Source organism: Vogesella indigofera, assembly GCF_003633895.1.
Taxonomy (GTDB): Bacteria; Pseudomonadota; Gammaproteobacteria; order Burkholderiales; family Chromobacteriaceae; genus Vogesella; species Vogesella indigofera.
Genome location: NZ_RBID01000015.1, coordinates 97,272 through 121,167, shown reverse-complemented (window position 1 = coordinate 121,167; position 23,896 = coordinate 97,272). Strand labels below are relative to the sequence as shown.

Annotated in this window: 20 protein-coding genes; 17 read left to right on the top strand and 3 right to left on the bottom strand. The window is 65.2% G+C overall.

What is annotated here, in order from left to right:
- The first annotated feature begins 149 nt into the window (after nt 1-149).
- From iolD to C8E02_RS10550, 5 genes are all read left to right on the top strand, one after another.
- Nucleotides 150-2,006, top strand: coding sequence for a 3D-(3,5/4)-trihydroxycyclohexane-1,2-dione acylhydrolase (decyclizing) (gene iolD, locus C8E02_RS10570; RefSeq protein WP_245961126.1), 1,857 nt, complete (start codon nt 150-152; stop codon nt 2,004-2,006).
- A gap of 474 nt (nt 2,007-2,480) precedes the next feature.
- A complete protein-coding gene (locus C8E02_RS10565; RefSeq protein ID WP_120810748.1) occupies nt 2,481-3,419 on the top strand; it encodes a sugar ABC transporter substrate-binding protein in 939 nt (312 codons plus the stop codon).
- A gap of 62 nt (nt 3,420-3,481) precedes the next feature.
- On the top strand, nt 3,482-5,035 hold the full coding sequence (locus C8E02_RS10560; protein ID WP_120810747.1) for a sugar ABC transporter ATP-binding protein: 1,554 nt from the start codon (nt 3,482-3,484) through the stop codon (nt 5,033-5,035).
- Between the two features lie 75 nt (nt 5,036-5,110).
- Complete coding sequence (locus tag C8E02_RS10555) at nt 5,111-6,136, top strand: ABC transporter permease (RefSeq protein WP_120810746.1); 1,026 nt, start codon at nt 5,111-5,113, stop codon at nt 6,134-6,136.
- A 112-nt stretch (nt 6,137-6,248) separates the two neighbouring features.
- Complete coding sequence (locus C8E02_RS10550; protein WP_170152140.1) at nt 6,249-7,166, top strand: DMT family transporter; 918 nt, start codon at nt 6,249-6,251, stop codon at nt 7,164-7,166.
- Here C8E02_RS10550 and C8E02_RS10545 read toward each other — a convergent pair.
- Nucleotides 7,096-7,932 carry a MurR/RpiR family transcriptional regulator gene (locus C8E02_RS10545; protein WP_245961125.1) on the bottom strand — a complete coding sequence of 279 codons (837 nt, stop codon included), beginning with the start codon at nt 7,930-7,932 and terminating at the stop codon, nt 7,096-7,098. The two genes, C8E02_RS10550 and C8E02_RS10545, sit on opposite strands and share 71 nt — an antisense overlap.
- Nucleotides 7,933-8,190: 258 nt before the next feature.
- Here C8E02_RS10545 and C8E02_RS10540 point away from each other — a divergent pair, with 258 nt between their 5' ends.
- From C8E02_RS10540 to C8E02_RS10520, 5 genes are all read left to right on the top strand, one after another.
- The gene (locus C8E02_RS10540; protein ID WP_120810928.1) at nt 8,191-10,134 is read left to right on the top strand and encodes a bifunctional 5-dehydro-2-deoxygluconokinase/5-dehydro-2-deoxyphosphogluconate aldolase; all 1,944 of its coding nucleotides are present in this window, start codon (nt 8,191-8,193) and stop codon (nt 10,132-10,134) included.
- Between the two features lie 53 nt (nt 10,135-10,187).
- Nucleotides 10,188-11,087, top strand: coding sequence for a myo-inosose-2 dehydratase (gene iolE, locus C8E02_RS10535; protein WP_120810743.1), 900 nt, complete (start codon nt 10,188-10,190; stop codon nt 11,085-11,087).
- A gap of 11 nt (nt 11,088-11,098) precedes the next feature.
- Nucleotides 11,099-11,896, top strand: coding sequence for a 5-deoxy-glucuronate isomerase (gene iolB, locus C8E02_RS10530; protein ID WP_120810742.1), 798 nt, complete (start codon nt 11,099-11,101; stop codon nt 11,894-11,896).
- A 92-nt stretch (nt 11,897-11,988) separates the two neighbouring features.
- The gene (locus C8E02_RS10525) at nt 11,989-13,485 is read left to right on the top strand and encodes a CoA-acylating methylmalonate-semialdehyde dehydrogenase (RefSeq protein WP_120810741.1); all 1,497 of its coding nucleotides are present in this window, start codon (nt 11,989-11,991) and stop codon (nt 13,483-13,485) included.
- 170 nt (nt 13,486-13,655) lie between these two features.
- A complete protein-coding gene (locus tag C8E02_RS10520) occupies nt 13,656-14,393 on the top strand; it encodes a sulfite exporter TauE/SafE family protein (protein WP_120810740.1) in 738 nt (245 codons plus the stop codon).
- 84 nt (nt 14,394-14,477) lie between these two features.
- Here C8E02_RS10520 and C8E02_RS10515 read toward each other — a convergent pair whose 3' ends face one another.
- Nucleotides 14,478-15,479, bottom strand: a complete 1,002-nt coding sequence (locus tag C8E02_RS10515; protein WP_120810739.1) for a LacI family DNA-binding transcriptional regulator — start codon at nt 15,477-15,479, stop codon at nt 14,478-14,480.
- A gap of 321 nt (nt 15,480-15,800) precedes the next feature.
- Here C8E02_RS10515 and C8E02_RS10510 point away from each other — a divergent pair, with 321 nt between their 5' ends.
- The 3 genes from C8E02_RS10510 (at nt 15,801) to C8E02_RS10500 (ending at nt 18,787) form a co-directional block, all read left to right on the top strand.
- Nucleotides 15,801-16,610, top strand: coding sequence for a TIM barrel protein (locus C8E02_RS10510; protein ID WP_120810927.1), 810 nt, complete (start codon nt 15,801-15,803; stop codon nt 16,608-16,610).
- Between the two features lie 42 nt (nt 16,611-16,652).
- Nucleotides 16,653-17,699: a Gfo/Idh/MocA family oxidoreductase gene (locus C8E02_RS10505; RefSeq protein WP_120810738.1), complete on the top strand. Its 1,047-nt coding sequence runs from the start codon at nt 16,653-16,655 to the stop codon at nt 17,697-17,699.
- 149 nt (nt 17,700-17,848) lie between these two features.
- Entirely contained in the window at nt 17,849-18,787 is a 939-nt protein-coding gene (locus C8E02_RS10500) for a sugar ABC transporter substrate-binding protein (protein ID WP_120810737.1), read from the top strand.
- 230 nt (nt 18,788-19,017) lie between these two features.
- Here the strand turns inward: C8E02_RS10500 and C8E02_RS10495 are convergent, their stop codons facing one another.
- Complete coding sequence (locus C8E02_RS10495) at nt 19,018-20,031, bottom strand: LacI family DNA-binding transcriptional regulator (RefSeq protein WP_245961124.1); 1,014 nt, start codon at nt 20,029-20,031, stop codon at nt 19,018-19,020.
- 207 nt (nt 20,032-20,238) lie between these two features.
- Between C8E02_RS10495 and C8E02_RS10490 the strand changes: the two genes are divergently transcribed.
- Genes C8E02_RS10490 through C8E02_RS10475 form a run of 4 tightly spaced genes read left to right on the top strand, consistent with a single transcriptional unit; the run spans nt 20,239 to nt 23,793 of the window.
- Nucleotides 20,239-21,324 (top strand): fatty acid desaturase, encoded by a 1,086-nt coding sequence (locus tag C8E02_RS10490; RefSeq protein WP_120810735.1) that lies wholly within the window; start codon nt 20,239-20,241, stop codon nt 21,322-21,324.
- 55 nt (nt 21,325-21,379) lie between these two features.
- Complete coding sequence (locus C8E02_RS10485) at nt 21,380-21,700, top strand: MocE family 2Fe-2S type ferredoxin (RefSeq protein ID WP_120810734.1); 321 nt, start codon at nt 21,380-21,382, stop codon at nt 21,698-21,700.
- Nucleotides 21,701-21,713: 13 nt separating this feature from the next.
- Nucleotides 21,714-22,964, top strand: coding sequence for an NAD(P)/FAD-dependent oxidoreductase (locus C8E02_RS10480; protein ID WP_120810733.1), 1,251 nt, complete (start codon nt 21,714-21,716; stop codon nt 22,962-22,964).
- Nucleotides 22,957-23,793 carry a sugar phosphate isomerase/epimerase family protein gene (locus C8E02_RS10475; RefSeq protein ID WP_245961123.1) on the top strand — a complete coding sequence of 279 codons (837 nt, stop codon included), beginning with the start codon at nt 22,957-22,959 and terminating at the stop codon, nt 23,791-23,793. The genes C8E02_RS10480 and C8E02_RS10475 overlap by 8 nt, the downstream gene beginning before the upstream one ends.
- Nucleotides 23,794-23,896 lie beyond the last annotated feature (103 nt).

The window sequence follows — 23,896 nt, the reverse complement described above, 5'->3', positions numbered from 1 at the left end:
CGCAAGCGACGTTGCGAAATTAATTTCTATTGATTTAAATTTAAGAAAATATTTTGCAAAATGACGCCGTTCCTATATCGTGAGCAGGTAGCCGCACGCTGACGGCGGCGTAACGGCCCACGGCAGGCCGCATGGACAAGGAGACAAAGGTGAAGACAGTACGCTTGACGGTGGCCCAGGCGCTGGTGCGCTTTCTGGCTGCGCAGTATGTGGAGGCCGAGGACGGCACGCGCGAGCAGCTTTTTGGTGGCGTATGGGCGATTTTCGGCCACGGTAACGTGGCGGGTCTCGGCGAGGCGCTGTACGCGATGCGCGACGCGCTGCCGACTTTCCGCGCCCACAACGAACAAGGCATGGCGCTGGCTGCCGCCGCCTATGCCAAGGCGCACTTCCGCCGTCGCATGATGGCGGTGACCACCTCCATCGGCCCCGGCTGCAACAACCTGGTCACCGCCGCGGCCACCGCGCACGTCAACCGTCTGCCGATGCTGCTGCTGCCGGGCGACATCTTCATCACCCGCGCGCCGGACCCGGTGCTGCAGCAGGTAGAAGACTTCCACGACGGCGGTGTTTCCGCCGCCGACACCCTGCGCCCGGTATCGCGCTATTTCGATCGCATCGTGGTGCCGGAACAGCTGCTCACCGCGCTGCCGCGCGCCATCGCCTACCTGACCGATCCGGCGCTGTGCGGCCCGGTGACGCTGGCGCTGCCGCAGGACGTGCAGGCGCTGGCGCATGACTGGCCGGAATCGTTCTTTAACGAACGCACCATCCGCTTCCGCCAGCCGCCGGCCGAGGCCGCCGAAGTGGCGGAGCTGGCCGAGATCCTGAAAAACGCTAAGCGGCCGCTGATCGTCACCGGCGGCGGCGTACTGTACAGCCAGGGCGGCGTGGCCGCGCTGCGCCGGTTTGCCGACAAGCACGGCATTCCGGTGGGCGAGACCCACGGCGGCAAGGGTGCGCTGGCGTGGGATCACCCGCTGCTGGCCGGCTCCATCGGCGTCACCGGCTCGCCGGCGGCCAACGCGCTGGCGCAGGACGCCGACGTGGTGCTGGCGGTGGGCACCCGGCTGCAGGATTTCACCACCGGCTCGCACACGCTGTACGCGCAGGCCAAACTGCTGTCGATCAACGTCAATACCTTCGACGCCATCAAGTGGGGCGGCTGCAGCATCCAGGCCGACGCCACGGCCGGTCTGACGGCACTGAGTGCCGCGCTTGGCGACTGGCACAGCGAGGCGGCGTGGGACACGCAGGCGCGGCGGCTGTGCGACGCCTGGCGCCGCCAGGTGGCGGAGATCGTGGTCAGCCCGCGCGCGGCGCTGCCGACCTACGCCGAAGCCATCGGCGCGGTGCAGGCCTCGTCGGCCGATTCCACCGCCAACGACATCGTGGTGTGCGCGGCGGGCACCTTGCCGGCCGAGCTGCACAAGCTGTGGCGTACCAGCCGTCCCGGCGGCTACCACATGGAATACGGCTACTCCTGCATGGGCTACGAAGTGGCCGGCGGCCTCGGTGCCAAGATGGCGCAGCCGGAGCGCGAGGTGATCGTGATGGTGGGCGACGGCAGCTACATGATGCTGAACAACGAGCTGGCCACCTCGGTGATGCTGGGTCACAAGATCATCGTGGTGCTGCTGGACAACGCCGGCTACGCCTGCATCAACCGCCTGCAGCAGGCCTGCGGCGGCGCGCAGTTCAACAATATGTACGAGCACTGCCTGACCGGGCCGGACGGTGCGCCGACCATCGATTTCGAAATGAACGCCCGCTCGCTGGGCGCGGCGGCGGAAACGGTGTGCAGCGTTGCCGAGTTTGCCGAGGCGATGAAGCGCGCGCGCGCGTCGACCAAGAGCTACCTGATCAGCCTGCAGGTGGACGGCCCGCAGTGCACGCCGGAAGGTGGCAGCTGGTGGCAGGTGGGCATTCCGCAGGTGTCGGAGCGCAGCGAGGTGAACGCGGCACGCGAGCGCTACGAGCAGGCGGTGCGCCAGCAGCGCGTCTGAGTGTGCGCTTGAGCGTCAGCGGCTGAGGGTCGTCTTGTCCCGCCAAGCGGGTCGCCCAGCGATGGGCGGCCCGCTTGTTTTTTGCGGCCAACCTTGGCGACAAAGGTTGGCCGCAAGCGCTTGCCGTGGTGGCGTGCAGTTCGCGGCGTTTGCGGCGGCGGCGGGTGACAGCTCGCCTGAGGCAGCGGCTGCCCATGCGCTGTCGCGGTAGCACCGGCGGGGTCGGGCGCGGCGGTTTTCTGCTGCCGGGTGTCGCTGGCGGCGGGCACGCCGCCCGATGCCCGAGGCATGGTGTGGTGGCTTTGTAGAAATAAATTTCTACTTAAATTTTTATGTGAAATTTTATTTGCAATTGTCGGCGGCAACACTTATCTTAGCAATACGGATTTGCCGAAGACGCCGCTGGAGTTGCTCGCAACTGACACGGCACTCAACGGCCCGGTAGCAAATCAAAAAAACACAGGAGACACACCGATGAAACGTATTACCAAGCTTGCTGGTTCTGCTGTATTCGTTGCACTGGCCACCGCCGCCATGCCTGCCTCTGCCGCCAAGATCGGCGTCACCATGTCGGCTTTTGACGACAACTTCCTGACCGTATTGCGCAACAGCATGAAGTCCCACGCCGGCAGCCAGAAGGACGTCAGCGTCCAGTTTGAAGATGCGCAGAACGACATCGGTCGTCAGATCTCCCAGGTACAGAACTTCATCGCCCAGCGCGTGGACGCCATCGTGGTGAACGTGGTGGATACCGAAGTGACACCCAAAATCACCAAGATGGTGTCGGCTGCCGGCATCCCGCTGGTGTACGTGAACCGCCTGCCGGCCGACCGCGTGCTGCCGGCCAAGGTGGCGTTTGTCGGTTCCAACGAGGTGGAGTCCGGCACCCTGCAGATGAAAGAGGTGTGCCGCCAGATGGGCGGCAAGGGCAACATCGTGGTGATGATGGGTGACCTGTCCAACCAGGCTGCGCGCATGCGCACCAAGGACGTGGAAGACGTGATTGCCACCCCGGCGTGCAAGGGCATCAAGATCGTGGAGAAGCAGACCGCCAAGTGGTCGCGCACCGAAGGCCGCGACCTGATGATGAACTGGCTCAGCGCCGGCGTGAAATTTGACGCGGTGGTGTCCAACAATGACGAAATGGCGCTGGGCGCGATCCAGGCGCTGAAATCCGCCAAGCGCCTGAACGGTACCATCGTCGCCGGTGTCGATGCCACCCGCGACGCGCTGACCGCGATGAAGTCCGGCGACCTGAAAGTCACCGTGTTCCAGAATGCCGCCGGCCAGGGCCGTGGCGCCATCGACACCGCACTGAAGCTCGGCCGCGGCGAAAAAGTACCGTCGATGAACTACATTCCGTTCGAGCTGGTGACCCCGGCCAACCTGAAGTCCTACGAAGCGCGTAACTGATTGTCTGTGTTGCCGCGGTGGGGGCAGGCGACCCGCTGCGGCGCTGCAAAGGAACACGAGTCATGTTGAGTTTAGCACCAGAGAAAGTTGTCGCCGCGGCTGCCGAGGCCGCCGCAACATCACAGCCGGAAGCGACCCTGCTGATCGAAGTGGAAGGTGTCCGCAAGACGTTTCCGGGTGTGGTGGCGCTGGACAATGCCTCCTTCCGCCTGCGTCCGGGCACCGTGCACGCCCTGATGGGCGAAAACGGCGCCGGCAAATCCACGCTGATGAAAATCCTGGCCGGGGTGCACGAGCCGGACAAGGGCGTCTTCCGCCTGCGTGGCCGCGACATCGTGCTGAAGTCGCCGCTGGATGCGCTGGAACACGGCATCGCCATGATCCATCAGGAGCTGAACCTGATGCCGTACATGAGCGTGGCGGAAAACATCTGGATCCGCCGCGAGCCGCTGAACCGTCTGGGCTTGGTCGATCACGGCCGCATGAACCAGATGACGCGCGAGCTGCTGCAACAACTGTCCATCGAGCTGGATCCGGAAAGCAACATCATCGACCTCAGCATTTCCGCCCGCCAGATGGTGGAAATCGCCAAGGCAGTGTCCTACGACTCCGATGTGCTGATCATGGACGAGCCGACCTCGGCGCTGACCGAGCACGAGGTGTCGCACCTGTTCCGCATCATTCGCGAGCTGCGCGCGGCGGGCAAGGGCATCATCTACATCACCCACAAGATGAACGAGCTGGCGGAAATCGCCGACGAAGTCACCGTATTCCGTGACGGCCGTTTCATCGGCTGCAAGCAGGCCGAGCGCCTGGAGCGCGACGAGATCATCAGCATGATGGTTGGCCGCGAGATCACCGAGATGTTCCCCAAGGAGCCCGCCAAGATCGGCGACGTGGCGCTGACGGTACGGGGCCTGACCCTGGACGGCGTCTTCAGCGACGTGAGCTTCGAGGTGCGCCAGGGCGAGATTCTCGGCGTCGCCGGCCTGATCGGCTCCGGCCGCAGCAATGTGGCGGAGACGCTGTTCGGGGTGACCCCGGCCAGCGCCGGCAGCATCAGCATTTTCGGCAAGGCGGTGACGGTCGATTCGCCGCAGGTGGCGATGGCGCAGGGCATGGCCTTCCTCACCGAAGACCGCAAGGACACCGGCTGTTTCCTCAATCTCAGCATCCTGGAGAACATGCAGATCTCGGTGCTGAACGACGATCACCTCACCGCCGGTTTCGTGCACCAGAAGACGATCGACCAGCTGTGCGAAAGCATGGCGGCGACGTTGCGGGTGAAGGCACCGGGGCTGTACGAACGGGTGGAGAACCTGTCCGGCGGCAACCAGCAGAAGGTGCTGATCGGCCGCTGGCTGCTGACCAATCCGCGCATCCTGATCCTGGACGAGCCGACCCGTGGCATCGACGTCGGCGCCAAGGCCGAGATCCACCGCCTGATTTCCAAGCTGGCGGGGCAGGGCGTGGCGGTGATCATGATCTCGTCGGAATTGCCGGAAGTGTTGGGCATGAGCGATCGCATCATGGTGATGCACGGCGGCCGGGTGACCGGCATCCTCGATCGCGCCGACGCCGACCAGGTCAGCATCATGCAACTGGCCGCCAGCTAAAGCGCCGCGCCAGCACAACGCTAACAGCAGTAAGCACTGTCACAGTGCCACAAGACAAACATGGAGGATGGAACGATGGCTATCGCGAATACCGGCACGATCGACAAGCTCGACAAAGGGCCGCTGAGCAAATTCAGGATCCCTGCCGAGGCACGGATTTTCATGGTGCTGCTCGGTGTGGCGCTGATCTTCGAAATTCTGGGCTGGTTCCTGGTCGGACAAAGCTTTCTGGCCAACAAGGATCGCCTGCTGGTGATGATCCTGCAGGTGTCGGTGATCGGCATCATCGCGGTGGGGGTGACCCAGATCATCATCATGGGCGGCATTGACCTGTCGTCCGGCTCGGTGGTGGCGCTCACCGCCATGGTGTCGGCCAGTCTGGCGCAAACCTCGGAATTCGGCCGCGCGGTGTTCCCGTCGCTGACCGACCTGCCGATGGTGGTGCCGCTGCTGTCCGGCCTGGTGGTGGGGCTGGCTTGTGGCCTGCTCAATGGCTTCGTGATTGCCAAGACCGCGATCCCGCCGTTCATCGCGACGCTGGGCCTGATGGTGACCGCCCGTGGCCTGGCCAAGTGGTATACCGAAGGCGAACCGATCAGCATGCTGTCCGACAGCTACGCCGAAATCGGCAGCGGCGTGACGCCGGTCCTGATCTTCCTCGGTGTGGCCGCGCTGTTCCACGTGATCCTCAGCTACACCCGCTACGGCAAGTACACCTACGCCATCGGTGCCAACCGCGCCGCGGCACGGGTGTCCGGCATCAATGTCGGGCGCCATCTGGTGGTGGTGTACGCGGTGGCCGGTCTGCTGTCGGGCCTCGCCGGGGTGGTGACCTCCTCCCGCGCTGTATCCGGTCAGGCCGGCATGGGCATGATGTACGAACTGGACGCGATTGCCGCGGCAGTCATCGGTGGCACCTCGCTCAACGGCGGCCTCGGCAAGATCACCGGTACCGTGATCGGCGTGCTGATCCTCGGGGTGGTGACCTCCGGCTTCACCTTCCTGCGCATCGACGCCTACTATCAGGAAATCGTCAAAGGTGTGATCATCGTGGTGGCGGTGGTAGCCGACCAGTATCGTCAGCGTCATCGTCGCAGCTGATTGTTTTTTCAAGGTTGGCCGCATTGCGGCCAACCTTGTACGCGGCCCGGGCTTCCCGGGCCTTTGTCATTGGTACACCCCGCTGCGGCGGGGTTTTTGCGGGTAAGTGTTCTTGGATCAGGCAAGGGTAGGCAAGGTGGCGGCGGCGGATGCGGTGTTGCTACTGGTGACGTTGCTGGCAGCCAGCGGCTGGCTGTTTTCGAAGCAGGTATTGCAGCAGCTGCCGCCGTTGCTGTTCATGGGCCTGCGTTTCGGCACGGCCGGCCTGCTGCTGTTCTTGCTGGGCCGCTGGCGCGGGGCGGTGCTGCCGCGCCGGGCATTGCGGCCAACCTTGGGCTGCGGCCTGCTGTTCGGGGTGTCGATGATGCTGTGGATCAAGGGCTTGCAGCACAGCAGCAACCTGGGCGTGGCGGCCTTCATCTGCAGCATGGGGGTGGTGCTGGCGCCGTTTGCCAGCCGCCTGCTGCTGGGCACGCAGCTGAGCCGGGCGGCGTGGGGGTCGATGGCGCTGGCGGGGCTGGGCATGGCCTGCATGTCGCTGCGTGCCGGTGGCGGCCTGCACGCGTCGGACTGGCTGTTTCTGGCGTTCGCGCTGTGTTCCGCCGCCTATCTCAGCCTCAACAGCCATTTCATGGCGCGGGTGCCGGCGCTGCCTGCCACCGCGCTGCAGCTCTTGATGGTGGGAGTGATGTGTCTGTTGGGGAGCGTGCCGGGGGAGAAGTGGTCGTGGCCTGCGCTGCTGGCCAGCGGGCACTGGCTGCTGGCCAGCATCCTCTTGGCGACCTGTCTGCGTTTCCTGCTGCAGAACTGGGGGCAGGGCAAGATGCCGATCGCCCGGGCCGCCTTCATCCTGCTGCTGGAGCCGGTGTGGACGGCGCTGCTGGCCAGCTGGTGGTTCGGTTCGGTGATGACGGGGCTGCAGTGGCTAGGCGCCGGCCTGATCCTGGCCGCCATCCTGGTCAGTCGTCATAAGCCCCGGCGTCCTGCGTCTCTTCAATCACCAGTTCCAGCCGGTAAGACAGGGCAATGAACAGGGCCTGGCAAAGGCTGATGGTGCTGCTCATCGAGCGGAAGGCGAAGGCGGTGCCTTCCTTGACCGTCAGCACGGTGCTGGCGTTGCGCGCCAGCGGGCTCATCTTGCTGTCGCTGATCACCAGCAGCTTGGCCTTGTTCTGGCTGGCGACGCGGGCGCAGTAGCGGGTTTCGCGGCCGTAAGGCTGGAAGCTGATCGCGATCATCAGGTCGTTTTCACGGATGCTGCGCACCTGATCGTGGTACATGCCGCCGAGGCCGGAGATCAGGTGTACCCGTTTCTGTGTGTGCTGCAGTGCATAGCAGACATAGGACGCGATCGGAAACATGCGGCGCACGCCGACCACGTAGATGTTTTCTGCCTTGTACAACAGCTCCACCGCGGCGTCGATCGCCGCCGGATCCAGCGACTGGCTTAGTTCGTCCAGCCCCTGCTGGCAGGCGGAAAGAAAGCTCTGCGTCAGCTCGGTGTTGGAGAGCGGGGTGTCCTGGCTGGCAATGACAGTGCGGATCCGCTTCTGGTAGTTGTTGACGTTGCCCTGCGCCGGCGCGAACGAATCGCGGAACAGTGCCTGCATGTCACTGAAACCACTGAAACCGAAGCGTTGCGCAAAGCGCACGATGGCAGACGGCTGCACCTCGCAGGCCTGGGCGATGTCGGTAATGCGCTCCAGCACCAGCGTCGGGCGGTGTTCCTCGATGTACTTGGCGATGACCTTTAGTTGCTTGCTGAGGCCTTCGTACTCCTCAGAAATGCGCTGCATGAGTTGATCGGCAGTGATTCCGTTGCTCATATGCTGTTTTGACCTTGTAGGTTGATGGTTACATCTTAAAACGAAAGCTGGCGTTTTGAAAAAAATATTTCAGAAATTAATTTCTAGTAGAAAATAAATACGAAAAAAAAGTTGCATTCATGGCGGGGCAGGATTAATCTTGTTGCAAGACAGTAGCCAACGGCGACACCCCTGCGCAGATGCCGGAGCCGGCGCCACTGACCTTCTGAAACCAACGGAATGGACACCATGCAAAACCAGACATCCTTTGCACCCGACCGTAACCTCGACGTGATTTGCCTGGGGCGACTGGCAGTTGACCTGTACGCCCGCCAGCTGGGTGCACGTCTGGAGGATGCGAGCAGCTTTGCCAAATACCTTGGTGGTTCCTCTGCCAATATCGCCTTCGGTACCGCCCGTCTGGGGCTGAAGTCGGCGATGCTGTCGCGGGTCGGCGACGAGCAGATGGGGCGCTTCCTGCTGGAAACGCTGGAGAAGGAAGGCTGTGACATCAGCCAGGTGAAGATCGACGCGCAGCGGCTGACCGGCGTGGTGCTGCTGGGCATCAAGGACCGCGACACCTTTCCGCTCTTGTTCTACCGCGAGAACTGCGCCGACATGGCGCTGTGCGAAGACGACATCGACGAAGCCTTCATCGCCAGCAGCAAGAGCCTGCTGATTACCGGCACCCACCTGTCCACCGAAAAGGTGAACGCCGCCAGCCGCAAGGCGCTCGGTTTTGCCCGCAAGCACAATGTGCGCACCGTGTTGGACATCGACTACCGTCCGGTGCTGTGGGGCCTGACCGGCCGCGGTGACGGCGAGCAGCGTTTCATTGCCGACGATGCCGTCAGCGCCCACCTGCAATCGGTGCTGCCGCTGTTCGACCTGATCGTCGGCACCGAAGAAGAATTCCTGATCGCCGGCGGCAAGCCGGCGCTGCTGGACTGCCTGCAAGTGGTGCGCCAGCTGGCGCCGCAGGCGGTGCTGGTGGTCAAGCGCGGCCCGCTGGGCTGCGCGGTGATCGACGGCGACATCCCGGCCGACATCGACGACGCCTTCACCATCAGCGGTGCGCAGGTGGAAGTGATGAACGTGCTCGGTGCCGGCGACGCCTTCCTGTCCGGTTTCCTGTCGGCGTGGCTGCGGGGCGAGGACTACGCCAGCTGCTGCCGCCGTGCCAATGCCTGCGGCGCGCTGGTGGTGTCGCGCCACGGCTGCTCGGTGGCGATGCCGACCCCGGCGGAGCTGGACTACTTCCTGGGTCTGGCGGTAACGCCGCTGCGCCCGGCAGAAGACCCGACCCTGGCCCGGCTGCACCGCGTCAGCGTCAAGCGCAAGCAGTGGGACAACCTGTGCGTGTTCGCCTTTGACCACCGCAACCAGTTCTTCGAGCTGGCCCGGCAGAACGGCGTGCCGGAAAGCCGCATCTCGCAGCTGAAAACGCTGCTGGTGCAGGCAGTGGCACAGACCGAGGCCGCCAGTGGCCTGCAGGGCCGCACCGGCATCCTGGTCGACGACCGCTACGGCGAGGACGCGATGTACGCCGCCACCGGCCGCGGCTGGTGGATCGGCCGCCCGATCGAGCTGCCCGGCTCCAACCCGCTGGAATTCGACCACGGCCGCGCGCTGGCGGCACGGCTGGAAATCTGGCCGCAGGAACACATCATCAAGTGCCTGGTGCAGTACCACCCGGACGATGAAGTCGGCAACCGTTTGGAGCAGGAGGCGCAGGTGCGCGCCGTGTACCAGATGGCACAGCTCAGCGGCCACGAGCTGCTGCTGGAGGTGATCCCGTCCCGGAAGCTGCCGCAACAGCCGGACACCGTGCTGCGCGCGCTGAAGCGCTTCTACAACCTCGGCATCTACCCGGAATGGTGGAAGCTGGAGTCGATGAGCGCCGAGCAGTGGCAGGACATCGACACCCTGCTGGAACAGCGCGATCCGTACTGCCGCGGCGTGGTGCTGCTGGGGCTGAACGCGCCGGTTGGCGAGTTGCGCAAGGGCTTCGAGCAGGCACGCAACAGCCGCAGCTGCCGTGGCTTCATGGTTGGCCGCACCCTGTTCCAGGAACCGTCGCAGCGCTGGCTGGCCGGCCAGATCGACGACGCCGGCCTGATCGCCGCCGCCCGTCACAATTTTGAAACCCTGATCGATATCTGGCAGGCGCAACGGCGCCAGGCCCAGCAGTAAGCACGCCATCACGGCCGCTAACGACAACAGCAAGCAAAGACACGGACAACACTATGACTTCCACTTTCAAGGTAAAGATCGGCATCAACCCGATTTCCTGGTGCAACGATGACCTGCCGTCGCTGGGCGGTGACGTGACGCTGGACACCATCCTGCGCGAAGGCAGCGAGATCGGTTATCAGGGCTTCGAGCTGGGCAACAAGTTTCCGCGTGACGCGGCGGCGCTGAAGGCGGTGCTGGCACCGTACGGCGTGGCCTGCGTGTCCGGCTGGTATTCCGGCCAGCTGGCCGAGCGTTCGGTGGAGGAGGAAATCGCCAGCGTGGAAAACCATCTGCGCCTGCTGGTGGAAAGCGGTTGCCAGGTGATGGTGTACGGCGAGGTGGCCGGCTCCATCCAGGGCCAGATCGACACCCCGCTGTACAAGCGGCCAACCTTTACCAGCGAGGAAGCCTGGCAGCAGTACGCCGCCAAGCTGAACCAGTTCGGCCGCCACCTGGCGTCACGCGGCATCAAGCTGGCCTACCATCACCACATGGGCGCCTACGTCGAGCATCCGTCCGACGTCGATAAGCTGATGGCGCTGACCGGGCCGGAAGTGGGCCTGCTGTTCGATGCCGGCCACATGCGCTTTGCCGGCGGCGATCCGCTGACCGAACTGAACAAGCACATCGACCGCGTGGTGCACGTGCACTGCAAGGATGTGCGTGCCGAAGTGATCCGCCGCGCCCGCAACGGCAGCTGGAGCTTTTTGCAGTCGGTGCTCAACGGCGCCTTTACCGTGCCCGGCGACGGCGACATCCAGTTCGGGCCCATCCTGGCGCGTCTGGCGCAGCACGGTTACCAGGGCTGGCTGGTGGTGGAAGCGGAGCAGGATCCGACCATCGCGCCGAGCTACGAATATGCACAGAAGGGCTTCAACACCCTGTCCGGGCTGGTTGCCGGCCTGTCCTGAGGAGAGAAGGCATGAATTTGCTGGTTAAGGCAGACCAGGTAGGCAAGCCGCTGGTGGAAGTGACCCCGGCGTCGGCAGGCTGGACCCATGTCGGCTTTCGCGCCGTCAAGTTGGCCGCACAGGAACGCGAAGTGTGGCAGCAGCCAGGCCGCGAGTGCTGTGTGGTGATTCTGGCCGGCAAGGCCTGCGTCAGGGTGGGCGAGCAGCAGTGGACGCACCTGGGCGAACGGCAGAGCGTGTTCGACGACATGGCGCCGTACGCGGTGTACGCGCCGCCGGGCGTGGCGGTGGAAGTGACCGCCGAGAGCGCTGCCGAAGTGGCGTTCTGCTCGGCGCCGTCCGCCGGCAACCACCCGGCACGGCTGATCACCCCGGACAGCATGCAGCGCAGCGTGCGCGGCAAGGATGCCAACACCCGCTACGTCACCGACATCCTGCCGCAGGGCGAGCCGGCCGACGGCCTGCTGGTGGTGGAAGTGCGCACCCCGTCCGGCCACTCGTCCAGCTACCCGCCGCACAAGCACGACCGCGACGCACTGCCGGAAGAAAGCGTGCTGGAAGAAACCTACTACCACCGGCTGAACCCGGCGCAGGGCTTTGCCTTCCAGCGCGTGTACACCGACGACCGCCGCATCGACCAATCGATGGCGGTGGAAGACCACGACGTGGTGATGGTGCCGGAAGGCTACCACCCGGTGTCCGTGCCCTACGGCTACGAGTCCTACTACCTCAACGTGATGGCCGGCCCGAAGCGCGAATGGTGCTTCAAGAACGACCCGGCACACGAGTGGATCATCGCCAAGCCGTAAACCGAACCCCCACGACCCAGAACAGACCACAGGCAGACCCGCACGCGGGCTGCCGGGGCAGACTATTGCCCGCCAGCACAGGACAAAACGACATGAACCGCATCCTTAGCCACTTCATCAACGGCCAGCAAACCGCCGGTCACAGCAGCCGCACCAGCACGGTGTACAACCCGGCCACTGGCCAGGCACAAGCCGACGTGCTGCTGGCCGACAATGCCGATGTCAACGCCGCCGTCGCCGCCGCCAAGGCCGCCTTCCCGGCCTGGGCCGATACCTCGCCGTTGCGCCGCTCCCGCGTGATGTTCAAGTTCAAGGAGTTGCTGGAAGCGCGCCAGCACGAGCTGGCCGCCATCATCTCCAGCGAGCACGGCAAGGTGCATTCCGATGCGCTGGGCGAAGTCGCCCGCGGCCTGGAAGTGGTGGAGTTCGCCTGCGGCATTCCGCAGCTGCTGAAGGGCGAGTACACCGAACAGGTTGGCCGCGGCATCGACGCCTGGAGCATGCGCCAGCCGCTGGGCGTGGTCGCCGGCATCACCCCGTTCAACTTCCCGGCGATGGTGCCGATGTGGATGTTCCCGGTGGCGCTGGCCTGCGGCAACTGCTTCATCCTGAAGCCGTCGGAACGTGATCCGTCGGCGGCGTTGCTGATTGCCGAACTGCTGAAAGAAGCCGGCCTGCCGGACGGCGTGTTCGGCGTGCTGCAGGGCGACAAGCTGGCGGTGGACGGCCTGCTGACCCACCCGGACGTGCAGGCGGTGAGCTTTGTCGGCTCCACCCCGATTGCGCAGTACATCTACGAAACCGGTGCCCGCCACGGCAAGCGCGTGCAGGCACTGGGCGGCGCCAAGAACCACATGGTGGTGATGCCGGATGCCGATCTGGAACAGACCGTCGACGCTCTGATGGGCGCCGCCTACGGCTCGGCCGGCGAGCGCTGCATGGCGATCTCGGTGGCGGTGGCGGTCGGCAATGTCGCCGACGCGCTGGTGGAAAAACTGGCAACCCGTCTCAAGACACTGAAAGTCGGCCCCGGCAACGATCCGCAGTCGGAAATGGGCCCGCTGGTGACGCGCACCCATCTCGACAAGGTCAGCGGCTATATCGCCCGCGGCGTGGAAGAGGGCGCCAGACTGGTGGTGGATGGTCGCGGCCTCTCCGTGCCGGGCTGCGAGGACGGTTTCTTCCTCGGCGGCTGCCTGTTCGACAACGTCAGCACCGACATGGTCATCTACCAGGAAGAAATCTTCGGGCCGGTGCTGTGCGTGGTGCGTGTCGACAGCTTCAACGAGGCGGTGGAGATGATCAACAACCACGCCTTCGGCAACGGCACCGCCATCTTTACCCGCGACGGCGATTCGGCGCGCGAATTCGTGCACCGCATCCAGGTCGGCATGGTCGGCATCAACGTGCCGCTGCCGGTGCCGATGGCGTTCCACAGCTTCGGCGGCTGGAAAGCGTCGCTGTTCGGCGACCATCACATGCACGGCCCGGAAGGGGTGCGCTTCTATACCCGCATGAAGGCGGTCACCAGCCGCTGGCCAACTGGCATCCGCGCCGGCGCCGAATTCGCGATGCCAACGATGAAGTAAGACGGACGCAACTCTCCCAAGGCGTTTGTGTTTTTGCCACCCTGCGGGGTGGCTATTTTTTTCCACGGCGGTGCCGGCCGGCAACGGCCGGGGCACGCGACAGGGCCGCGACATGACGGTGCGTGACAACGCCCCGCCGCGAGGCACTGGCACGATGAAAGGCGCAAGTGATGCTCGCTGACTGGCTACCGGCCGCCATTGCCTCCGTGCTGCTGATGGGGCTGAGCAAGAGTGGCTTTGCCAATGGCTTCGGGGCCTTTGCCACGCCGCTGATGGCGTTGGCGATGCCGATCACGCAGGCGGCGGCGGTGATGCTGCCCTTGCTGCTGGTGATGGACATGGTCAGCGTGTTTTCACTGCGCAAGTCGGTGGATGGCGCGGTGCTGAAGCACTGCCTGCCGGCGGGGCTGTGCGGTGTGTTGCTGGGCTGGTTGCTGCTCAGCGTGGTGAGCCTGGCCGTGGTGTCGGTGCTGGTCGGTGCCATGACCTTGTGTTTCCTGCTGCAGCGGCTGCTGCCCGCCGGGGGGATCGATTGGCGCTGGCGCCCGTTCGCCTGGCTGATGTCGGCACTGTCGGGTTTTGCCAGCTTCATCTGCCATGCGGGCGGGCCGCCGATGATGATGTACTGTCTGGCGCGCAACATGGCACCCGGCTATCTGGCTGGTACCAGCGCGGTATTCTTTTTCATGGTGAATGCCATGAAGTGGCCGCTGTACTACCAGATGAACCTGCTCTCCAGCGGCAACATGCTCATGGCGCTGGCGCTGCTGCCGGTCGGCATCGCGGGGGTGCTGCTGGGGGTCTATCTGGCGGGCCGCCTGCAACGGCAGTGGTTCTATCGGGTGTCGTATGCCGGCCTGTTGCTGGCCGGGGTCAAGCTGATCGTCGACGGCGCCCAGCGCTGGTAGCCCGCGGCGCGGCCGCCGGCGGGCGTTGCCGGCCGTGTGTCCGCCACGCCTTTGCCCGCGGGCTTCGTACAGGCGCTGTCGCGGCTAGGTCGAGCCGCGGATGATCAGTTCGCCGGGGAGATTGATCGAGCGCGCTTCGCTGCGGCCTTTCAGCATGTCGATCAGCGCCGCGACCATCTCCTGCAGCGGCTGGCGATAGCTGGTCAGGTTGAACGACGGCGATGCGGCCAACTCGTCGCCGTCGTAACCGGCAATGGCCAGATCCTGCGGTACGCGCAGGCCAAACTCGTGTCTGGCGGTTTCGATGGCGCCGATGGCCAGCGCATCGTTTTCACACATCAGCACGTCGATGCGCTCGGCCGCCGGTGTCTGCTGCAGGTAGGTGCGCAGCGCTTGCGCCGCCGCCCGGTGATCGTAGCTGCCGGCGGCCAGCTCCGGCACCGGGGTGCCGGCTTGCTGCTGCCAGAATGCCGTGAAGTGGCTCTTGCGCCCCAGTGCAGTGGACAGCGAGCGCGGCCCGGACATGAAACCGGGGCGGCGATAGCCTTGTGCCCACAGGTGCTGGTTGATCGCCGCCATCGACACGCTGGCATCGCAGGACACCGCCGGGATGTGCGCGATGGTGCTTTCCCGCGCCAGCACATACAGCGGCGGGCGCGAGGCGGGCAGGGTCGATAGCTTCAGGGCTTCGTCCTTGAAGTCGGTACCGACCAGAATCACCGCGTCCACTTGGCGCTGGTCGGCATCCAGAATGGCGGACAGGTGGTCGAAGTGCTGGTTGATGTTGATCAGCACCGCAGCCATCTGCTCGGCCTGCAGTGCCTGGGTCAGTACTTCCAGTACCGGCAGTTTGTAGCTGTTGGCAAAGTCATCGACCAGGATCGCCACCAGATTGGTGGTCTTGGTCGTCAGGCTGCGCGCCAGCAGGTTGGGGCGGTAGCCCAGCTTGGCGGCTTCCTGCAACACGCGTTCGCGGCTGTGCTCGGCAATCGATGCGCCGGGGGTAAAGGCCCGTGTCACCGTCCATTTCGACACGCCGGCGGCCAGGGCCACGTCGGCTGCCGTCGCGCGGCTGGGTTTGCTCATGGAGCCTCCTTGGAAAATATTTTCCAATTTTAATTAAAATCAAAAAAATTTTCTTGACTTTGTTTGTGACGGGCTACTAATGTAACGTCAATGCAACCGGTAGCAAAGCAGGGGCGACAAGTTGGCGACGGGGTAACCGTCCAGGCCGTCCTTTCTTGAGTAGTAATTGCGACCGGTAGCATCAATGGCAGAGGGAAGGCGTGCAACTGGTCATGGTCGGGCTTCCCCTTTTTTTACGCATTGCTTTGCAACCGGTAGCAAAGCGCGGTTGCAGTGCATGAATGCCGCGGCAGACACAACAAAACCCACATGGAGATTGAGATGAGCAGTCAGGATCAGCAGCAAGCCAGCCCGTTCACGCTGGCGGTATGTGCCGAAATGGTGTTTCGCGATTTACCCATCGTGGAGCGTATTCACCGCATTCACGAGCTGGGCTTCCAGGTGGAAATCTGGGACTGGACCCGCCACGACATCGATGCGCTGGCGCGTACCGGTGCCACCTTCTCGTCGATGACCGGCTACATCCGCGGCACGCTGGCCGATGCCGCCGGCGCCGAACAGCTGCTGCACACCGCGCGCGAGTCGATCCCGGTGGCCAAGGCGCTGGGCATTCCGCGCCTGAACCTGCACGGCACCGGGCTGGACAACAAAGGCCTGCCGGTGCAGCCGGCGCACCACGTCAGCGGCGCCATGTGGCTGCAGGCGCGCGACACCCTCAACCAACTGGCGGAGCTGGGCGAGCGCGAAGGGGTGACCTTCGTGCTGGAAAACCTCAACACCGCGGTGGATCACCCGGGGGTGCCGTTTGCCCGCGCCGAAGACTGCCTGGCGCTGGTGGCGGCGGTGAACCGCCCCGGCCTCAAGCTGATGCTGGACCTGTACCACGCCCAGATCGGCGAGGGCAATCTGATCGAACTGCTGGGCAAGGCGCTGCCGCATATCGGCGAAATCCAGGTCGCCGACGTGCCCGGCCGCTGCGAGCCGGGTACCGGCGAGATCAACTATCCGGCCATCGCCCGTGCGTTGCAGGTGCTGGGCTACCGCGGCAGCATCGGCCTGGAAGCGTTTGCCTCCGGCGACGACGAGCTGGCGCTGCGCCGCTTCCGCGACGCCTTCACGCTGTCGGCCTGAGCGCGCTGCTGCATTCATCCCCCACAAAACAAGGAGTGAGACATGTCTTCCACCAAACCCGTCGCAGTGGCGCTGATTGGCGCCGGCCGCATCGGCGCCTCGCATGCCGAGATCGTCGCCCGTCGCCTGAAAAACGCCACCCTGGCCGCCATTGCCGACCCGGCACCGGGGGCCGCCGCCAGGCTGGCGGACCAGCTGGAATGCCCGCTGAGCTATACCGATGTCGATGAACTGCTGGCCAACCCGGAGATCGAGGCGGTGATCATCGCCTCGCCGGCACGTTTCCATACCAACCTGGCGGTCGCCGCCGCCCGCGCCGGCAAGGCAGTGTTCTGCGAAAAGCCGATGGCGCTGACGCTGGCGGATGCCGAGCTGGCCATCGCCGCCGCACGCGAGGCCGGGGTGCCGCTGCAGGTGGGCTTCAACCGCCGCTGGGACCGCGCCTTTGCCGAAGGCAAGGCGGCGATCGAGGCCGGCAAGGTTGGCACGCCGCAGCTGCTGCGCTCGCTGACCCGCGACCCGGGGCCGTTTGGCGCCGATCCGGCGCGCATCCCGCCGTGGACGGTGTTCTTCGAAACCCTGATCCACGACTTCGACACCCTGCTGTGGCTGAACGCCGGTGCCCGGGCGACCGAGGTGTACGCGGTGGCCGACGCGCTGGTGCGCCCGGATTTCAAGGACAAGGGCCTGCTGGATACCGCGGTGGTCACCATCCGTTTCGACAATGGCGCGGTGGCGGTGGCGGAGGCCAACTTCAGCGCGCTGTACGGCTACGACATTCGCGGTGAAGTGTTCGGCTCCGGCGGCATGGTCAGCATGGGCGACGTGCGCCGTTCCAGCATGACGCTGTTCGACAAGGATGGCGTTTCCAACGACACCTGGCGACTGGATACCGACCATTTCATTGACGGCTACACCGCCGAGCTGCACGCCTTTGTCGCCTCGGTGCGCAGCGGCCGCAACAGCGGCCCGGACGGGGCGGATGCCAAGGCGGCGCTGGAAATCGCGCTGGCCTGCATTGCCTCGGTGACCGAGCGCCGCCCGGTGGCGCTGGCCGAGATCCGCGGCCAGGCGGCAATCCAGCCGTGATGAACAACCGACCGCGGCTGGCGCGAAGCAGGTGCCGTGCCGCGGCGGGTAAGGCAAGAGCAGTCTGAAACAGCGTCATATGCCTGCCTGCTTTCCTGCGGGAAGGCGGCAGGTAGCGGTGGTATTAATAAAACACAGGAGATACACCAATGAAACGTTTCATCAAGCATGCAGGTTCGGTAGTTCTGGTTTCCCTCGCCATGCAGGCCATGCCGGCCTCCGCCGCCCGTCTGGGCGTGACCATGGCCACCTTCGACAATAATTTCCTCACCATTCTGCGCAACAACATGAAGAGTTACGCCGCCAGCCAGAAGGGGGTGAACCTGCAGCTGGAGGACGCGCAGAACGACGTTGGCCGCCAGATCAGCCAGGTGCAGAACTTCATCGCGCAGAAGGTGGACGCCATCGTGGTCAGCGCGGTGGATACCAGCACCACGCCGAAGATCACCAAACTGGCGCAGGCGGCCGGCATCCCGCTGGTGTTCGTCAACCGCATGCCCACCGACAAGACCCTGCCGCCGAAAGTGGCGTTTGTCGGCTCCGATGATTCGGTGTCCGGCACCATCCAGATGAAAGAGGTGTGCCGCCAGCTGAACGGCAAGGGCAGCGTGGTGATCATGATGGGCGATCTGGCCACGCAGGAGGCGCGGCTGCGCACCCGGTACGCGGAAGAGGTGATGGCCAAGGCGCCGTGCAACGGCATCAAGGTGGTGGAAAAGCAGACCGCCAAGTGGTCGCGCACCGAAGGCCGCGATCTGGTGATGAACTGGATGACCGCCGGCCTGAAGTTCGATGCCGTGGTGGCCAACAATGACGAAATGGCGCTGGGTGCGATCCAGGCGCTGAAGTCTTCCGGCAAGCTGGACAAGACTGTGGTCGCCGGCATCGACGCCACCCAGGATGCGCTGAACGCGATGAAGACCGGCGAGATGAAGGTAACGGTATTCCAGGATGCCGCGGCCCAGGGCAAGGGTGCGGTGGATGCGGCGATCAAGCTGGCAGCCGGCGAGAAGGTGCCCAGCATGATCTGGGTGCCGTACGAGCTGGTGACCGCGGCCAACTACAAGAGCTACCAGAGTCGTAATTGACGAGCGGCACCATGGACGCCCGCGCGGCGATTGCGTGGTGGCGGCTGTGGCGCGGTCGTCAGCCGTTGTTGTCTCCCGCTTGGTAAGCTTGGGCACCCCGTTGGGTGCCCTTTTTTGCGGGTGACGGAGCCCGCGCTGGCGCCAGCCTTGGGCTGCCCGCAGCGTGCGGCTTGATGTGGTGGCCGTTGCGGCGTGGTGACAAGCCGGGCGGGCTTGTCGGCCAGGGGCCGCTACACGTTGGCCGGGGTATAGGTGATGAACGGCAGGCTGCTCTGCAGCGAGCCACGAGTAGCCTTGTCCTGAGTCGCGGCCACCATCACCGCCACCAGTCGACTGGCCAGCCACTCCTGCGGGTGCGACAGCACCATGTTGACGCGGCGCTCGATCAGCGCCTGCCGCGTCACCGCAGTCAGATCCAGGCACACCGTCACCAGCCCCGGCGGCGGGTTGCCGTCCTTCAGCGCCTGCAGCACACCCTCGATACCGCCGCCGGCGATATAGATACCGGTCAGGTCCGGGTGCTGCTTCAGCAATTCCAGCGTCGCCGACTGCGCCAGGTGGATATCTTCCAGGCTGATCAGCGTGTCCAGCAGCTGGAACTGCGGCGCAAACTCGCGGAAGTAGGAACGGAAGCTCATCTCGCTCTGCTCCTGACACAGGTAGCGGTGGCTGCCGACGATCACCCCCACCTTGCCCGGTGCCGGCGCCAGCTCGGCAATCGCCCACGCCGCGGTGCGGCCAACCTTGCGGTGGTCGATGCCGACATAGCCGCTGCAGCTGTCGGCGGTGAGGTCGGAAATCAGCGCGAACACCGGGATGCCGCGCGCCGTGATGTCGTCGATGGCCTGGCTGACCAGCGGGTGATCGGCCGCCACCAGCGCGATGGCGTCCACCTTCTTGCTCAACTCGTACAGCTTGGCCACCACGTGTTCCGGTGTCAGCTCGTCCAGAAACGCCACCAACGCCTTGCCTGCAGGCTGCATCTGCGTCCGGGTCGCCGCCTCCAGCACGCTGCCCAGCTCGCTGTAGAAATGGGTGCTGCTCTTTTGCAGGATAAAGCCCAGCCGATAGCCGGCGGTGCGCTCGTCAAGCCGGTTGCGGATCAGGCCGGCGCGGCGAAAACCCAGCTTCTCGGCCGCCGCCAGCACCCGCTCGGCGGTTTCCTGGCTGACGCTGGCGCGCTTGTTGATCACCCGGTCCACCGTGGCCACGCCCACCCCGGCCTCGCGGGCCACATCCGTCATTGTCGGTCCCATTTTCTTGCCTTGTCTTGATGGTTTCTATCATTCGCTTTTTACCATCAAATGATAGCTATTGATGTCAAGTGAAGCGGCCGGATTGTACGCTGGCGCTGGCTGATTATACTCGATTACATCCTGCTGCCACTTGATTGCCAACAAGTAACCGCCAGCAGGCGCATCACGACACCATACATCGGAGGATGATAGAAAATGATAGAAAACAAGCAAATCCGGGACTACAGTCTCGATGGCCCCTGCGGCCAGCAGGCCGCCGCGCGCGGCCTGGTCTCGGCACAGTGGTTTGCCTGCAGCGTGGACCGCAAGCAGATGAAGCAGCTGATGCAGCGCGACGACTGGCAGGCGCTGAAGTACCTGGGCAGCTGGCTGGCACTCTTGCTCGGCAGCGGCGTGCTGGCCTTTCATGCCTGGGGCACGCCGTGGGCGGTGCCGGCCTTCCTGCTGTACGGCCTGCTGTATGCCGCCGGCGAGCACGGCTCGCACGAGCTGTCGCACGGCACGCCGTTCCGCACCGGCTGGTTGAACACTTTCTTCTTCCAGCTCACCTCTTTCCTCGCGCTGCATGAAACCGTGTTCTGGCGCTGGAGCCACGCCCGCCACCACACCGATACCATCATCGTCGGCAACGATCGCGAAATCGCTTTTCCGCGCCCCATCCGCCTGGCCGGGCTGTTTGCCGATTTCTTCTTCCTCAAGTCCGGCAGCATCGAGCTGGCGCGCACCGTGCGCCACGCCTGCGGCAGCGTCAGTAGCGCCACCCGCAGCTTCGTGCCGGCATCGGAAATCGGCCGCATGATCCGCTCCAGCCAGGTCTACACGCTGATCTTTGCCGCCACCATCGCCGCCTGCATCTACAGCGGCAGCATCCTGCCGGCCATGTTCGTGGTACTGCCGCGCTTTTACGGCTCGCCGCTGACCCAGGTGTTCAACATTACCCAGCACGCTGGCCTCGCCGAGAACGTGCTGGACCACCGCCTGAACACCCGCACCGTGATCTTCAACCCGCTGTTCGCCTTCCTGTACATGAAGATGAACTACCACGTGGAGCACCACATGTTCCCGATGGTGCCGTTCTACAACCTGCCCAAGCTGCACGCGCTGATCAAGGAGCAGTGCCCGCCGGCCCACCCCGGCCTGGCCGACGCCTACCGCGAGATCATTCCGGCACTGTGGCGCCAGCGCAGCGACCCTAGCTACACCATCCCGCGCCAGCTGCCGCCACTGCCGGCCAGCCACCGCGTTGCGGCCAACCCTGAAGCCGTTCGCAGCTACGCCTGAAGCCAGACAACCGCGCCGGCCAGCGCCGGCGACACCCACACCGAGGAGCCCCACCATGAGCCACTGGATCGCCGCCTGTGATGTCGACGACATCGAACAGGAAGACGTACTGCGCTTTGACCACGCCGGCCGCACCTATGCTATCTACCGCGCGCCGGATGACCAGTTCTACGCCACCGCCGGCACCTGCACCCACGAGAAGGTGCACCTGGCCGACGGCCTGGTGATGGACCACATCATCGAATGCCCGAAGCACAACGGCCGCTTCGACTACCGCAGCGGCAAGGCGCTGGGTGCGCCGGTGTGCGTGAACCTGCAGACCTACCCGGTGAAGCTGGAGGCCGGCCGGGTGTGGATTGCGCTGGCCGACGCCTGAACGGAGCCGCGCCATGAACCATTCCGCTCCCATCATCATCGTCGGTGCCGGCCATGCCGGCGGCCGCGCCGCGCTGGCCCTGCGCGAACAGGGCTACGCCGGGCCGCTGCTGCTGATCGGCGACGAGCCGCACCTGCCGTACGAGCGCCCGGCGCTGTCCAAGCAGCTGCTGCTGGACAGCCAGCCGGCGGCCGCCTGCCACATCGGCAGTGCCGAGCAGTACCTGACGCTGGCCATCGAGCGGCTGGCCGGCGTGCGCGTCGCCGCCATCCAGCCGCAGTCGCGGCGCATTCGCCTGCACGACGGCCGCGAGCTGGACTACCAGCAGCTGCTGCTGGCCACCGGCGGCCGTGCGCGCCAGGCCAGCTTGCCGGGGGCCGATCTCGCCGGCGTGCAGCTGCTGCGCACACTGGACGACGCCGCCGCGCTGCGGCCACGGCTGCAGGCCGGGCAGCGGCTGGTGGTGGTGGGCGGCGGTTTCATCGGCCTGGAAGTGGCTGCCAGCGCGCGCCAGCTGGGCTGTGCGGTGACGGTGCTGGAAGCCGGCGACAGGTTGGCCGCACGCGCCTTGCCGCCGCTGATTTCCGCCAAGCTGCTGGCGCTGCACCACTCACGCGGCGTGGAAGTGCGCCTTGGCTGCCAGATCGCGGCCTTTCGTGGTGACGGCAGCGTCAACGCGGTGGAGCTGGCCGATGGCGAGCTGCTGGCCTGCGACACGGTGCTGGTCGGCATCGGCATCCAGCCCAACACCGAGCTGGCCGCCGCCGCCGGGCTGGCGGTGGGCAACGGCATCCGCGTCGATGCCCGGCTGCGCACCAGCGACGCGCACATCTACGCGGTGGGCGATGCCTGCGAGTTTCCCTGCCCCGTCAGCGGCCAGCCGCAGCGGCTGGAAACCTGGCGCAATGCCGAGGAGCAGGGCCGCCACGTGGCGCGCAGCCTGCTGGGCGCCGCCGACGCCTATGCCGCGCTGCCGTGGTTCTGGTCCGACCAATTCGACCACAGCCTGCAACTGGCCGGCCAGCTGCAGGCTGCGGCCAACTGTGTGACCCGCGCGCTGCCGGATGACGGCCTGCTGCTGTTCTACCTTGATGCGGCGGAGCGGCTGCAGGGCGCCTGCGGCTGGGGTGCCGGCAACAGCATCGCCCGCGACATCAAGCTGGCGGAGCTGCTGATCCGCAGCGGCAAGCCGCTGCCCACCGCCGCGCTGGCCGACCCGGCCAGCAGTCTGAAATCCCTGCTCAAAGGAGTGGCCAGTGTCTAAGCAGTTGCTGATCTTTCAATCGATGTGGGCGATGGAGCGCATCCATCCCCACGGCCACACCGCCAGCGTGGAGGATAACCTGCAGCAGCTGGCCGTCGCCGGCTTCGACGGTTTTACCGACCACTACTACCAGCGCGCGCACGTGCAGCGGCTGGCGGCCACCGCCCGCGAACTGGGCCTGCAGGCCGAGGGCCAGGTGTTCCCCAGCGACATCGACGGCCTGCAGCCGGCGCTGGAGCTGGGCAGCGAATTCGGCTGCCACCACATCACCATCCAGGCCGACCTGCGCCCGCGTACGTTGCGCGAGGCGATCCGCGTGCTGGAAGGCTGGCAGCGGCTGGCGGAGCAGGTGGATTTTCCGGTACTGGTGGAAACCTACCGCTACCGGCTGACCAACGACCTGCTGTTCACGCTGGACGTGCTGCAGCAGCTGCCCAATCTCAAGCTGCTGGCCGACCTGTCGCACTACGTGGTGGCGCGCGAGTTGCCGCTGCCGCCGGCGGAAGAAGACCAGCGGCAGATGCACACCATTCTGGATCACAGCTGGGGTTTTCACGGCCGGGTATCCAACGGCCACCAGGTGCAGGTGCCGCTGCGCTTTGCCCAGCACCAGCCGTGGCTGGCCGTGTTCCAGGACTGGTGGCGCTACGGCATGCACAGCTGGCGAGCGCGCGCGGCGGCGGGCGACACGCTGTCGTTCACCTGCGAGCTGGGGCCGGCGCCGTATGCCATCACCGGCGCCGACGGGCTGGACATCACCGACCGCTGGCAGGAGTCGCTGCAGCTAAAAGCTATTGTCGAGCAGCTGTGGAAGGAAGTCGGGGCGTAGCGGGGCAGGGCGCCATCTGCCTGCCACAGCGCAATGATTCGTCGCCCTCTGGCCAGGGCCGGCAGTTTGCCGGCCCTGGCATTTGCTGTGCAGCGTCATTCCG

Bases quoted from the DNA above. Each gene is read 5' to 3' on its own strand.
- C8E02_RS10565 (WP_120810748.1), top strand. From the start codon at position 2,481: ATGAAACGTATTACCAAGCTTGCTGGTTCTGCTGTATTCGTTGCACTG.
- C8E02_RS10560 (WP_120810747.1), top strand. From the start codon at position 3,482: ATGTTGAGTTTAGCACCAGAGAAAGTTGTCGCCGCGGCTGCCGAGGCC.
- C8E02_RS10555 (WP_120810746.1), top strand. From the start codon at position 5,111: ATGGCTATCGCGAATACCGGCACGATCGACAAGCTCGACAAAGGGCCG.
- C8E02_RS10545 (WP_245961125.1), bottom strand. From the start codon at position 7,932: ATGCAGCGCATTTCTGAGGAGTACGAAGGCCTCAGCAAGCAACTAAAG.
- C8E02_RS10540 (WP_120810928.1), top strand. From the start codon at position 8,191: ATGCAAAACCAGACATCCTTTGCACCCGACCGTAACCTCGACGTGATT.
- iolE (WP_120810743.1), top strand. From the start codon at position 10,188: ATGACTTCCACTTTCAAGGTAAAGATCGGCATCAACCCGATTTCCTGG.
- iolB (WP_120810742.1), top strand. From the start codon at position 11,099: ATGAATTTGCTGGTTAAGGCAGACCAGGTAGGCAAGCCGCTGGTGGAA.
- C8E02_RS10525 (WP_120810741.1), top strand. From the start codon at position 11,989: ATGAACCGCATCCTTAGCCACTTCATCAACGGCCAGCAAACCGCCGGT.
- C8E02_RS10520 (WP_120810740.1), top strand. From the start codon at position 13,656: ATGCTCGCTGACTGGCTACCGGCCGCCATTGCCTCCGTGCTGCTGATG.
- C8E02_RS10515 (WP_120810739.1), bottom strand. From the start codon at position 15,479: ATGAGCAAACCCAGCCGCGCGACGGCAGCCGACGTGGCCCTGGCCGCC.
- C8E02_RS10510 (WP_120810927.1), top strand. From the start codon at position 15,801: ATGAGCAGTCAGGATCAGCAGCAAGCCAGCCCGTTCACGCTGGCGGTA.
- C8E02_RS10505 (WP_120810738.1), top strand. From the start codon at position 16,653: ATGTCTTCCACCAAACCCGTCGCAGTGGCGCTGATTGGCGCCGGCCGC.
- C8E02_RS10500 (WP_120810737.1), top strand. From the start codon at position 17,849: ATGAAACGTTTCATCAAGCATGCAGGTTCGGTAGTTCTGGTTTCCCTC.
- C8E02_RS10495 (WP_245961124.1), bottom strand. From the start codon at position 20,031: ATGACGGATGTGGCCCGCGAGGCCGGGGTGGGCGTGGCCACGGTGGAC.
- C8E02_RS10490 (WP_120810735.1), top strand. From the start codon at position 20,239: ATGATAGAAAACAAGCAAATCCGGGACTACAGTCTCGATGGCCCCTGC.
- C8E02_RS10485 (WP_120810734.1), top strand. From the start codon at position 21,380: ATGAGCCACTGGATCGCCGCCTGTGATGTCGACGACATCGAACAGGAA.
- C8E02_RS10480 (WP_120810733.1), top strand. From the start codon at position 21,714: ATGAACCATTCCGCTCCCATCATCATCGTCGGTGCCGGCCATGCCGGC.